At 52.5% G+C, this 13421-nt stretch carries 6 protein-coding genes; 3 read left to right on the top strand and 3 right to left on the bottom strand.

Features of this window, described 5'->3' with window-relative positions; translation table 11 throughout:
* Position 1: 1 nt before the first annotated feature.
* From NR302_RS11895 to NR302_RS11885, 3 genes are all read left to right on the top strand, one after another.
* On the top strand, positions 2 to 1135 hold the full coding sequence (locus tag NR302_RS11895; RefSeq protein WP_258145190.1) for a M20 aminoacylase family protein: 1134 nt from the start codon (positions 2 to 4) through the stop codon (positions 1133 to 1135).
* A 115-nt stretch (positions 1136 to 1250) separates the two neighbouring features.
* A complete protein-coding gene (gene gabT / locus NR302_RS11890) occupies positions 1251 to 2567 on the top strand; it encodes a 4-aminobutyrate--2-oxoglutarate transaminase (RefSeq protein WP_258143542.1) in 1317 nt (438 codons plus the stop codon).
* Between the two features lie 140 nt (positions 2568 to 2707).
* Positions 2708 to 3217 (top strand): Lrp/AsnC family transcriptional regulator, encoded by a 510-nt coding sequence (locus tag NR302_RS11885; RefSeq protein ID WP_008109584.1) that lies wholly within the window; start codon positions 2708 to 2710, stop codon positions 3215 to 3217.
* 316 nt (positions 3218 to 3533) lie between these two features.
* Here NR302_RS11885 and NR302_RS11880 read toward each other — a convergent pair whose 3' ends face one another.
* The 3 genes from NR302_RS11880 to NR302_RS11870 form a co-directional block, all read right to left on the bottom strand.
* The gene (locus NR302_RS11880; RefSeq protein WP_258143541.1) at positions 3534 to 6056 is read right to left on the bottom strand and encodes an Ig-like domain-containing protein; all 2523 of its coding nucleotides are present in this window, start codon (positions 6054 to 6056) and stop codon (positions 3534 to 3536) included.
* Between the two features lie 257 nt (positions 6057 to 6313).
* Positions 6314 to 8857, bottom strand: a complete 2544-nt coding sequence (locus NR302_RS11875; protein WP_258143540.1) for an Ig-like domain-containing protein — start codon at positions 8855 to 8857, stop codon at positions 6314 to 6316.
* A 252-nt stretch (positions 8858 to 9109) separates the two neighbouring features.
* Positions 9110 to 13252 carry an Ig-like domain-containing protein gene (locus NR302_RS11870; protein ID WP_258143539.1) on the bottom strand — a complete coding sequence of 1381 codons (4143 nt, stop codon included), beginning with the start codon at positions 13250 to 13252 and terminating at the stop codon, positions 9110 to 9112.
* Positions 13253 to 13421: the final 169 nt, after the last annotated feature.

Genomic DNA, 13421 nt, shown 5'->3' with positions numbered 1-13421 from the left:
ACTGGAACAATTAGTCGCGCTGCGACGGGATCTGCACGCCCATCCCGAGCTGGGTTATCAGGAGCAGCGCACCAGCGACATTGTGGCGCAGTTGTTAAATGAGCACGGTATTGAGGTGCATCGCGGCCTCGGTAAAACCGGCGTGGTTGGCGTGCTGAAACGCGGCAACGGCACGCGCATGATTGGCTTGCGCGCCGATATGGATGCGCTGCCGATGCAGGATAACGGCAGCCAGCCGTGGAAAAGCGTGCACGATAATGTGTGCCACGCCTGCGGCCATGATGGTCATACCGTGATGCTGCTGGGCGCGGCGATTGCATTGGCAGAGCAGGGCGATTTCGACGGCACGCTGGTGTTTATCTTCCAGCCTGCCGAAGAGGGATTGGCGGGCGCGAAAGCAATGATCGATAGCGGCCTGTTCCAGCAGTTTCCCTGCGATGCGGTGTTTGCGCTGCACAACTGGCCGGAACTGCCGCTCGGCGAAGTGCAGACGCGGCCCGGCGCGATTATGGCGGCGGCGGATCGCTTCGATATCACCGTCAAAGGCGGCGGCGGACATGCCGCGCAGCCGCATTTAACGCGCGACACGTTGCTGGCGACCAGCGAACTGGTGGTGCAGCTCAACACGCTAGTAGCGCGCGCGCTCGATCCCTGCGAACCCGGCTTGCTTAGCGTGACGCGCATGCAGGGCGGCTTCTCGCACAACATGATTCCGGCAGAAGCCAGCATCACCGGCACGGTGCGCACTTTCAGCCCGGCAGCGCAGGACATCATCGAAAACCGTCTGCGTGAAATGGCGCTGCACGTCACCGCCGCACACGGCTTGCAGGCTGACGTGAACTATCTGCGTTATTACCCGGCCACGGTGAATAACGCGGCGATGGCGCAGCTGGCGTTAGACGCGCTGGATCAGGCCGGTATTCACGCACAGCAGGCCAAACAGCCGGCGCTCACCTCCGAAGATTTCGCCTTTATGTTGCAGGCGCGTCCCGGTGCGTATCTGTGGATTGGATCCGCGCCGAGCCAGCCGCTGCACCACTCGGCCTACGACTTTAACGATCAGCTGATTCCGCACGGCATCCAGACGCTGACGGCGCTGGCGCGGCATGCGCTGGGTGCAGAATTTCCCTGCTGATTGGCGGTGGATTTTGACAGGAAATGCCGCTGCCCGCTGGATTACGGCAGCGTGAGAAACCAACAGGTTGCGATACTTGAGCCATCCGAACGTTACGTGGAAAGGGGTTTTAAAAATGCAGAATGTCATGGCGGAGCAGCAAACATATTCCGATAACAGCCTGTTACTCGACGCGCGTGAGCAGCATGTGCCACGTGGCGTCATTACTGCGCATCAGTTGGTGATCGAGCGGGCGAAAGGCAGCGAAGTATGGGACGTTGAGGGCAATCGCTATCTCGATTTTGTCGGCGGCATTGGCGTGCTCAACGTTGGGCATAACCATCCGGCGGTGGTCAACGCGGTCACCAAACAACTCGGTTTGGTGTCGCACGCCTGCTTTCAGGTGGTGGCGTATCCGGGCTACATCGAGCTGGCGAAACGCCTCAATGCGCTGGTTGGTGGCGGTGAAGATTTCAAAAGCGTGTTCTTCACCAGCGGCGCGGAAGCAGTAGAAAATGCTGTGAAGATTGCGCGCGCCCACACCAAACGCAGCGGCATTATCGCTTTCGACGGCGCGTTTCATGGCCGCACTTTGCTCGGTACCACATTGACCGGCATGTCCGCGCCATACAAACAGAACTTCGGCCCGTTCCCCTCCGATATCTATCGTTTGCCGTTCCCGAATGCGTTTCACGGCGTGAGTGATGACGACTGCTTAAAAGCGCTGGATCAGCTGTTCGCGGTGCAGATCGCGCCAGAGCGTGTGGCGGCGATTATCATTGAACCGGTGCAGGGCGATGGCGGCTTCCTGCAGGCTGGCGCTAATTTTATGCAGGCGCTGCGCCGCATCACCGAGAAGCACGGCATTGTACTGATTCTCGATGAAGTACAGACCGGCTTTGGTCGCACCGGCAAGATGTTCGCTTTCCAGCATCTCGGCATCACGCCGGATCTGGTGACGGTGGCGAAAAGCATCGGCGGCGGTTTGCCGATCTCAGGCGTGGTCGGTAAAGCGGCGATCATGGATGCACCACAGCCGGGCGGTTTAGGTGGCACTTACGGCGGCAACGCGCTGGCTTGTGCGGCGGCGCTGGCGGTGCTGGATCTGCTGGAGAACGACAATCTACTGGCGCGCTCCAATCAGCTCGGCGAGCAGCTTAACGCGCGCCTGCAACAGCTGGCCGAGAAGTACGCTTGCATCGGCGATGTGCGCGGCATTGGCTTTATGCAGGCGGTTGAGATCGTTGATTTCGAGACCAAAAAGCCGGATGCGGCAATGACGCAGAAAATCCTCGACTGCGCCTGTCAGGAAGGTTTATTGCTGATTAAGTGCGGTATTCATCGCAACACCGTGCGCTTCCTCGCACCGCTGGTCACCACCGATTCGCAACTGGAAGAAGCGCTGCATATCTTTGATATCGCACTGGCGCGCGCCAGCGGTCGACTGGGTTAAAAAGCGCTTCCTCATTGAAATTATTGCAGTAATTTGAAAACCTCCCGCTGGTATAACCAGTTAACGAGATAGCACATTTACCTTAAAGCGTGTTATATCTTCGGGAGGTTAAACCTAATCGGTTGGCAATGAGGGGTGCTATGAACGGCTTAATGAAACTCGACCGCATCGACATCAATATTCTGGTGCAACTCCAGAAAGATGGCCGTATCAGCAACGTCAATCTCGCCGATGCCGTTGGGCTTTCGCCCAGTCCGTGCCTGCAACGCGTCAAGCGTCTTGAGCAAGCCGGATTTATCAACGGTTATGAAGCCCACATCAATCTTACCAAAATCACCGATTCCGTGACGGTATTTACCGAAGTTACGCTCTCTGGCCATCGCCGCGAAGATTTTATGAAATTCGAGAACGCGGTGCGTGAGGTGGATGAGTTAATGGAATGCCATCTGATCACCGGCGGTTACGACTATTTGCTGCGTTTTATTACCCGCAGCATTGAACATTACCAGGAAGTGATTGAGAAGATGCTGGATGCGCAGATCGGCATCGATAAATACTTCAGTTATATCGTGATCAAATCGCCGATTATGAAAAGCAGCGTGCCGTTGAGATCGTTAATTTCGAAACAGAATTCGGTGGAGTTTGGTTGAGTTGTTTGTGTGTCTGGAATAGAGGTCGCCATAAATGGCGACCCTACGAATGTTATTTGCGCGTTTTTGTAGGGTCGCCATTTATGGCGACCTGGCGTAAGAGCAGTACTGAACTATTCCCCCGCACATCCCGTAACGGCGCAATTTATTGCGCAATGCCAGGATGAGCGCTATGTAAATTTTGCAGGAATTCAAAAACCGCGCGATTAATCGCGCCGCTACGGAATGTGCGGTTTGTTATTCTGAAATAAAAAAAGCCACCGCAATAACACGGTGGCCTGAATTTAAATCACAGAACGGATTAATGATTTAACCATTAAACCAGTTCAGTTTTCACACCTTGCTGCACCAGCAATTCAGCATCATCGCCGTGGCTGTAGACATTATATTCAACGCCCGCAACGGTAACTGTGCCATCCTGGTGCTGCCATTCACTGATATCGCTGCCTTCTGGCAAAATATCTTTGAGCTGCACCACATCACCTTCGTTACCTTTAACCAGCAATTGCGTTTTACCGTCTTCAATAAACAGATCTTTCTCGCCGTGCTGGAGCAGGGCGGTGAGATCGAGTTTCAGCGTGTTATCGCCGGTTCCGGTGATATCGAAGATTTCGATGGACTTAATCTTCTGAGGATTGGTAGAAAGGTCTAATAATTGACCATTCTCTGTGAGAAGTAGCGTGTCAACTTGCCATTCTTTGCCAACCAAATTGCTCGCAGTAGAATCATCGATACTGGCAACTTGGTGTGTATTATCATCCTCATGCTCTAAGGAGTATGAATTATTTTTGTCGCTGTAATTTGTCCAGGTGAAATTATCAATAATAATATCTTCGTTAGTTTGTTTTCCTCTATTCCAAATCCAAATATTATATGCTGGTGCTTCTTCTAAAATATCAGCCCCGATATCGTTTTGGGTTAGCGTGTTTAAACCCGGTTTCAATGTGATGTCAATTGGGCGTATAGGTCTATTAATGATAGTGTCAATATATATTTCTATGGTGAATTCTTCCGTGGATGGGTTATAAATCTGAATGCTAAAGTCTGTTATGTGACTGGCTAGTTTTTTTTCATCCAAGCCTGAAAAAACAATGCTATCGTTTTTTTTCATTTTAAGTGCGCGATCCCCCAGTTCCGGAATGCCAAGAGAGGATGTGTCAACAAAATTTAATCCAGGATAACTTGTGCAAATTATTCTAAGGCTATCTTCTGGGTAATAAAACCCATTATTTAAAAAGCTTTCTAAATCCGTAAAGTAATAGTCAAAATCTACAGAGCCTGAACGCCCTGACGAACTTATTTTCAAATCGAAATCACTTCCCCAGTTATTTTCTGAGGAATTACTTACCTTGAATTTCCATCCACCTAATGCTAATTCAGCAGCTGGCGTCCATTGCCAATTACTTGAAGCATCAGCAATAACACTAAAGGTTTCAACTTCAGCTCCATTAATTGCCTGCAAATAAACCACGCTGTTCGCTACAGCCTTGCCGTGCAGGGTTGGCGTGGTGTCATCGGTTGAGGCACCGCTTTTGCGTTCACCGGTAGACGTACCGAAGTCATCAAAGGCATATGAAATGGTCGGCGCATAGCTGTTTTCACCGCTGCCGGTGATTTCAAGCTTGAAAGCATTGCTCCAGCTACTACGGCCCTGCGCCTGCACGTCAAAACTCCACACGCCGGTTGCCAGTTCAGCGGCTGGCGTCCAGCGCCAGTTACCCGCGCTGTCAGCGTTCACCACCACGCTTGCCGCCGAACCGCCTTCCAGCATATAGCGAATAATCACGTTGCCGTTGGCTTCGGCATGGCCGCGCAGCGTTGGCGTGCCGTCATCAGTAATCGCGCCGTTGGCCAGCGGACCTTGATCCTGGCCGAAGTCATCGTAAGCGGATTCAATACGGGTGCGCAGACCAATCTGCTCAGCGGTGGCAATTTCCAGCGAGAACAGCGCGCTTGAGTTAGCGCCAATGCTGGCCTGGAACTCATAGCTGCCGACTGGCAGCGCGCTGCCCGGTGTCCAGCTCCAGCTTTCGTCGGTGACGGTGGCGGTCGCGCTGCCGGCCCAGGTGTTGCTACCCGCGAGGCGGTAATAGACGATAACGGTGCTGCCAGACGAGGCGGTGCCGCTCAGGGTTGGGGTGGTGTCATCGGTCAAAGCGCCGTTTGCCAGCGGACCGGTTGCGCTACCTACATCATCAAAAGCTTCAGTGATGGTGATGGTGTTTGGCGGCAAGCCATCGCTACCGATAATGATATTGAACGCTGCAGATGGCGCACCCGCACGGGTCACATCCGCAAACGTCTCTTCAGCGACTAGACGCAGCGCATTGGTGCCATCTTCAAGATCCTGCGTTGGTTCCATCTTCCACACGCCGGTAGTTTTATCCGCCACGGCGCTGCCGATCTTCTCATTTTTGTCATTGAGCAGGTAAACCGTAGCGCCTTTCTGCGCAACGCCCGTTAGTGTTGGGCGTTTGTCATCGGTAGTCGAACCTGGATCGAAGCTGCGCTGCTCAGCACCGTAATCGTCATAAAGGTTTAGCAATAAAGGGGCTTCAGGTGCCGTGGAGTCAATAACGATAGTAGCCAGTGATGGAAGGGAAATATTGCCGGCCATGTCAATCTGACGCAATGAGAGGCTGTAGTTGCCATCGGCGTAAGGTGTGGTTGCTTCCCAGCGCCAGAAGCCATTTTCATCAATAGGAATCAGGAAACGGTCGGTGCCAATAACCAGTTCCATGGTGCCTTTTTCGGTTATAGGGGTTTTGTTGCCAAAAACTAAATTGCCGTTGGCTTTTTCTATATAGCTGGTTTCTTTGCGTTCGAATAGTTCGATCATAAGATTATTCCCTTAGAGATTTAAAAAGTGTTGCTGTTGTCTTGTCGATGCGGCCGCGCAAGCCTTTACAATAATGCGGAAGGATAGTAATACAGCGTGAAATTAGGCCGCTTAAGACCTGTCTGCAAACAAAGTGCTAATAATGAAGTGCGAAAATTCATGTTTCGAAGCATTAAAAAAATATTTATGCAGAGTGAAAAGCCACCGCAATAAATGTGGTGGCTTGAATTAAAAAGAAATGATTAATTATTTAAGAATTAAACCAGTTCAGTTTTTACGCCTTGCTGTACCAGCAATTCCGCGTCATCGCCGTGGCTGTAGACATTATATTCAATACCCGCAACGGTAACGGTGCCATCCTGATACTGCCATTCACTGATATCGCTTTCTGGTAGAATATCTTTGAGCTGAACCACATCACCTTCGTTACCTTTTACCAGCAACTGCGTTTTACCGTCTTCAATAAACAGATCTTTCTCGCCGTGCTGGAGCAGGGCGTTGAGATCGAGTTTCAACGTGTTGTCGCCGGTTCCGGTGATATCGAAGATCTCGATGGACTCGATTTTGCTGCTTAACGTGGTGAGATCGAGTTGCTGATCTTTACCGGTTAATTGCAGGGTATCGATCTGGTATTCATGACCGATTACGCTGGTGTCGGTGAGTTCTTCGACGCCAGCAAATTTATGTGAGTTGCCATCTTCATTTGCTAATAATAAAGCCTTTTCGCTATTGTAATTTGTGGTCCAACTAAAATTATCAACTATTATTCCTTTAGTAACACCGGCATAGGAGTTAGTACTGATATATAACTGCCAAAATAGATCAGGATAAACCGCCCCCTTCGGTCCTGCTTCTTTCCAACTTTCTAATGTAATATTGTTCGTTCCGGGTTTTAAGTTGTAAGCAAGTACATAACTACCCACGGTAATTGCTATTAATACATTAGATGTGTCAGGGTTATAAATTTGCATGCTAAAATCTTTTATCCAATGAGCAAGCGGATAGTCTTGATCCGGCATGAACTTTAAATATTCGCCTGGAGGAAGGAAAAGTGATTGTGAACCAAATGATGGTTCGTTTGCATATTTTGGTGATATAAATTTTGACTTTGTTGGTGATCCAAGACCGGTATCAAAGATAATTGATAAATTCTCACTAAATTTGTAAGGTGTCCTGATTGCTGGCGTAGACGGCAGATTTTCAGGCAATGTTTCAAAATCAATAATATTTGAATAACTTCCCGCATTACCAATCTTCAACTCAAACGCATCACCAAAGCCTTCGCCCGCGCCCTTGCTTACCTGGAATTTCCAGTCACCCGCAGCTAATTCCGCTGGCGGCGTCCACTGCCATTGGCTTGAAGCATCGGCAATCACGCTGAAGGTTTCCACTTCTGCACCATTAATCGCCTGCAAATAAACCACGCTGTTCGCTACCGCCTTGCCATGCAACGTTGGCGTGGTGTCATCGGTGCTGGCACCGCTTTTGCGTTCACCGGTAGACGTACCGAAGTCATCAAACGCATATGAAATGGTTGGCGCATAGCTGTTTTCACCGCTGCCGGTGATTTCCAGCTTGAAGGCGTTGCTCCAGCTGCTGCGGCCCTGCGCCTGCACGTCAAAACTCCACACGCCGGTTGCCAGTTCAGCGGCTGGCGTCCAGCGCCAGTTACCCGCGCTGTCAGCGTTCACCACCACGCTCGCCGCAGAACCGCCTTCCAGCATGTAACGAATAATCACGTTGCCGTTGGCTTCAGCACGGCCGCGCAGCGTTGGCGTGCCGTCATCAGTAATCGCGCCGTTGGCCAGCGGACCTTGATCCTGGCCGAAGTCATCGTAAGCGGATTCAATACGGGTACGCAGACCAATCTGCTCAGCGGTGGCAATTTCCAGCGAGAACAGGGCACTTGAGTTTGCGCCAATGCTGGCCTGGAACTCATAGTTGCCGACTGGCAGGGCGCTGCCCGGTGTCCATGTCCAGCTTTCGCCGGTAACAGTGGCGGTGGCGCTGCCGGCCCAGGTATTGCTGCCCGCGAGGCGGTAGTAAACGATAACGGTGCTGCCAGCCGAAGCGGTGCCGCTCAGGGTTGGCGTGGTGTCATCGGTCAGCGCACCGTTCGCCAGCGTACCGATGGCGCTGCCTGCGTTATCCTGCGCTTCGGTGATGGTGACGGTATTTGGCGGCAAGCCGTCGCTGGCGATAATGATGTTGAACGCTGCAGATGGCGTACCCGCACGGATCACATCCGCAAATTTTTCTTCAGCGACCAGACGCAAAGCGTTGCTGCCCTCTTCAAGATCCTGCGACAGCTCCATCTTCCAAAGGCCGGTGTCTTTGTCCGCTACGGCGCTGCCGATTTTTTCATCTTTGTCATTTAGCAGGTAAACGGTGGTGCCTTTCTGCGCGATGCCGGTCAGCGTTGGGCGCTTGTCATCGGTTTTGTCGCCGGGTTCAAATCCGCGCTGCTCAGCGCCAACATCATCGTAGAGTTTGATCAGCAGCGGAGCCTCAGGCGGCGTGGTGTCAATGCGCAGTGTACGCAGCGTGGGCGAGCCGAGGTTGCCTGCGTTATCGCGAATAGCAACCGAGAGGCTGTAATCGCCGTCCGGCAGCGGTTCGGTAGCGGTCCAGCTGTATTTTCCGGTGACCGGGTCGACGGGTACCTGGATATAAAGCCCGCCGACAGAAATCAGCGCGAGCGCGCCCGGCTTGCCGATCTCGGCAGGTGCCTGGCCGGAAATGGTCGGAAGCGAGGTCGCTCGCTCGGTGAATTTGGTGCCGGTGTAATTAAGAATATCCATTGTTTACGTCCTGGTTCAAAGGTAAAGGGCTCAGAAAGGTGAGCCATATAAAGGCGGCGAAAGGCGGTGCCCGGCGGGAAAGGTAATGGAAGATGTAACGGGAGATGACGAGAAACGTCTCAAAGCAAATTTATGGTTAAACGGCGGAATTTAAGGCGTGGATGAAGGGGTAAGAATCCGAAAGGGAAAAGCCACCGGGATTGGTGCGGTGGCTTATTGTTAATGATATGAAAAACCCTAATTATTAATAAGTTAAATCAGTTCGGTTTTTACTCCCTGTTGCACCAGCAATTCTGCGTCATCGCCATGGCGGTAAACCTCATATTCAACGCCAGCCACCTTCACAGTACCGTCCTGATGTTTCCATTCACTGATATCGCTGCCTTGCGGCAGAATATCCTTGAGCTGAACCACGTCGCCTTCGTTACCTTTCACCATTAGCTGGGTTTTACCGTCTTCGATAAACAGATCTTTTTCACCGTGTTCCAGCAAGGCGTTGAGATCCAACTTAAGCGTATTATTACCGCTGCCGGTGATGTCAAAGATTTCAATGGATTGGATGTGATGGTTTGCGCTAGTAAGATCCAGCAACTGATTTTGATCAGTAAGTTGTAGAGTATCTGGTTGTATTTCTTTACCGATAATATTGGCTTCAAACACAGAATCGATGCCAGCTATCGAGTGGATGCTGTCGTCTTCCAGTGCAAAGAGTGAGGTTTTCCCACTGTCAGCTTTAGTGACCCAGCTAATGTTATCAATATAGATAGGCAAGTTGTGAGTGATACCACTCGGAGAATATTTGCGGTGCAAATCCATGTTCTCAATAACATCACCCGGGCTGAGCTTACTCCCTTCTGGCAAATCATTGGCAGTAAACACAGTAATTCCAGGTTTAAAACTTATTGTAAAAGCAATTTTTTTGCTTCTACCTTCGTCGGTTCTCAGGTTTATATTGAAACTCATTCTGAAATCGATTGGTTGATCATTGTAAAAGGTAAAACTGAAATCCTTTAAATAACGTGAAAAATGGGCGTCTTGCTTAGGGACTAATTGGATATAGTCAGCGTATAACATCGTTAGGGCTTTCAGTCCAAAATCGGCGTCGCCAATAAAATCTGTCGAGACAAACTTGAGGTCAGAATTTGCACCATAAGTATTGAAGGTTAAATTATCATATTCGTAAGCCTTGGCGATTAAACCTCCCCAGCTAAAGCGTTTTCCAACTGGTGTACCTTCCTCAAAATCAATAATCCCGCTGTAAGTTGGGCTCACGATGGTTAACGCGAATGGCTGACCATATCCCGGCACCGATTTGCTGCTTACCTGGAAGTTCCATCCACCTTCACTTAAGGCTGCTGGCGGTGTCCAGCTCCAGTTTCCTGCAGCATCGGTTTTCACCACGTAGATAGTGGATCCCGCAGAACCAGAGACGCGCAGGGATACTTCGCTGCTGGCGGGGCCGGTGCCATGCAGTTCTGGGGTCCGGTCGTCGGTTGAGCCACCACTTCGCAGATCGTCTCGCACAGGACCGACATTATCCACGGCATAATCGATGATGGGGGTGCGATCAACTGTGGGATCAATATCGATAACAAAACTGCCGCTTCGCCCGCTTTCTTCACTATCGCGAGTCGCGAACGCGCGGAAATACCAGTTGCCATTGTCGATCAGTGAAGGAGTGGTCCATGACCATCTGCCATCGGTGCCGACTACCGCCGAACCAAAGAAGAAGAATTGGCCGCTTTCACTGCGCGAATAAATAACCGTGACCAGCGAACCCGCCGTACCGGTGCCGTGCAGCGTTGGGGTGCGATCGTCAGTTTTGCCGCCGTTGCTGATGTTGTCAGTGACCGGGCCGACGTTATCCTGCACGTAATCAATCACCGGGATACGCAGCGCTTCGAGGTCAACGATATTCAGGTAGACCTTGGTAGCCCAGGCACTTTCCCCATTGGCATTACCCGCTTTTACACGGAACTGCCAGAGCGCAATCTCCAGCGCTGCCGGGGTGTAACTCCAGTTGCCGTTGGCGTCAGCGCGCACCGATCCCAGGTCGCCCCAGCTGTCGCCCTCTTTGGCCGACTGAATATAGATGATGCTGTTGGCCGTGCCGGTGCCGCGCAACGTCGGGGTGTTGTCGTCAGTGGAGGCTTTAGAACCATCGGGTAAAACCGGGCCCATCCAGCTGCCAACGTTATCCAGAAAATCCACAATCACTGGGACGCCAGGCAGTGGATCGATGTTGAGGCTGAAGCTCGCCCAGCCGCCCTGGCCCTGCTTTTGCACTTCGAAGGTCCAGGTGCCTTTGGCCAGCGCTGCAGGCGTCCACGTCCAGTTGCCGTTATCGTCAACAGTGATGTTTGTCGTGCTCCAGCTGCCGCTGCCAGACTTGTAGCGTAGCGAGATAATTGTATTAGCCGCAGCGGTGCCGTGCAGGGTTGGGGTTGTGTCATCGGTGGTGGCACCGCTGGAAAGGTTGTCGGTGATCGGCCCAACGTTGTCTGCGGCGTATTCAATAAGTGGAGTGCGATCAACGGTTGGATCGATAATTAAAACGAAGCTACTCCAGCTGTTTCCTCCCACTTTTTGCACTTCAAAGGTCCAGGTTCCTTTTTGTAAATTTACGGGATTAATTCCCCATTGCCCCGTGTAAGACGTGTTGCTGTTTCTATAGCTCCAGGGGCCGTCATTGTGCTTAGTTCGGATGGTGATATCAGTATTTGGGGCGCCGCTACCAACCAGTAATGGCGTTGTATCATCGGTCGTTGCGCCGCTGTACAGCGTTTCCTTTACCGGGCCGACGTTATCAATGGCATAGTCAAAGGTCGGCAGGCGATCAACGTCTGTATCTATGTTGAGTTTGAAAGATGACCAGCGGTTCAGCGCCGCATTATAGACTTCAAAATTCCAGCTGCCGTTTGCCAGCGCGGGCGGCGTCCAGCTCCAGTGGCCGTTGTTATCTGCTTTCAGCGATAAAACGGTGGCGCTTTGCCCTGCAACGCTGTAGCGCAGCAGCACGGTGCTGTTAGCTTCTGCCCGGCCTTGCAAAGTAGGCGTGGTGTCATCGGTGGTGCTGCCGTTGCGCAGGATATCGGTAACCGGGCCGACGTTATCCACCGCATACTCGATGATTGCGCCGAGATAGTTGGCATCGGTGGAGACATCGAGAGTGAAGGGCGCACTCCAGTCGCTGTGGCCTGCAACCTGAAGCTGGAAGCTCCAGTGGCCTGCAGTCAGCGGAGGCGCTGGCGTCCAGCTCCAGTTACCGGCGCTGTCGACATCCACTACCACGGTGGCGCTTAATCCGGCATTGCGCGTCAACCGTATTACCACCTTACTGTTGGCTTCGCCGCTGCCGACGAAGGTGGGCGTGGTGTCATCGGTGAGCGCGCCGTTGCCAAGCTGGCCGCGTGACGCTCCCATGTCATCAATGACGTAATCAATGCGCGTGCGGGCAATGATGTCCGCCGGGCTGGCGATATCCAGCGCGAATAGCGCGGATGCCGCGTTACCGATGCTGGCCTGGAACTCATAATGGCCGGCGGGCAGTGCCTGACCTGGCGTCCAGCTCCAGTTTTCTCCCGAAACGCTAGCTTTGGCGCTGCCCAGCCAGAGATTGCTGCCGGCGAGGCGGTAGAAAACCGTGACGGTTGAGCCCAGTGAGACGGTGCCGCGCAACTCCGGGCGGGTATCGTCAGTCAGCGCGCCGTTGCTCAGTTCACCGGTTGCGCTGCCTGCATCGTCAATGGCGTGGGTAAGGGTGACGGTATCCGGCGGCAGGGTGCTGCTTTCGATAATGATGGTGAAGGGTGCGGATGGCGTGCCGGTGCGGGTTTTGCCGGCAAATACTTCTTCGGCTATCAGCCGCAGGCTGTTGCTGCCTTCGACAAGGTCCTGCTCCGGGTCCATCTGCCATAACCCGGTGACGCTGTCCGCCACGGCGCTGCCGATTCTTTCGCCCTGGTCATCGAGCAGAAAAACCGTGGTGCCGCGCTGTGCGATGCCGGTCAGCGTCGGACGTTTATCATCGGTTTTATCTCCGGGTTCAAATGCATGCTGCTCAGAGCCAAAATCGTCGTAAAGCTTAATCAGCATCGGTGCTTCAGGCGGCGTGGTGTCAATGCGCAGGGTATACAGGCTGGGCTGGCCGACATTGCCGGCGTTGTCGCGGATGGAAACCGCAACGCTGTAGTCACCATCTGGCAGCGGTCGGGTGGCGGTCCATGTATAGAGGCCGGTGAGCGGGTCAACCGGGACTTCATAATAGTTAGTGCCAATGGTAAGACGGGCGAATGTCCCCGGCTTGCCGATTTCCTCCGGCGCGCTGCCGGTAAATGTGGGGAAAGGGCTATCGCTTTCTGCGTAAATGATGTCGTTGATATCCTGATGAGTCATGGTTAAACGTCCTGTTTCTGGGAGTGAAAGGAATAAACGCTTGATGATGTGTCGGGCGGAGCGACGGGCGTAAAGTTGCGCGCACTCAGCCTGGCGGGAAAGTAATGGAACGCGTAATTCTTAGTTACGAGATTTGTCTTAATCAGGGGGTGGGTTATTTTTGGGTGAA

Origin of the sequence: Pantoea sp. SOD02 (genome assembly GCF_024707505.1) — a bacterium.
Classification (GTDB): domain Bacteria; phylum Pseudomonadota; class Gammaproteobacteria; order Enterobacterales; family Enterobacteriaceae; genus Pantoea; species Pantoea symbiotica.
This window is presented reverse-complemented; position numbering and strand designations above follow the sequence as displayed.

Excerpts from the sequence above, each read along its gene's own strand:
- NR302_RS11880 (WP_258143541.1), bottom strand. The coding sequence starts at position 6,056 with ATGATCGAACTATTCGAACGCAAAGAAACCAGCTATATAGAAAAAGCC.
- gabT (WP_258143542.1), top strand. The coding sequence starts at position 1,251 with ATGCAGAATGTCATGGCGGAGCAGCAAACATATTCCGATAACAGCCTG.
- NR302_RS11885 (WP_008109584.1), top strand. The coding sequence starts at position 2,708 with ATGAACGGCTTAATGAAACTCGACCGCATCGACATCAATATTCTGGTG.
- NR302_RS11870 (WP_258143539.1), bottom strand. The coding sequence starts at position 13,252 with ATGACTCATCAGGATATCAACGACATCATTTACGCAGAAAGCGATAGC.
- NR302_RS11875 (WP_258143540.1), bottom strand. The coding sequence starts at position 8,857 with ATGGATATTCTTAATTACACCGGCACCAAATTCACCGAGCGAGCGACC.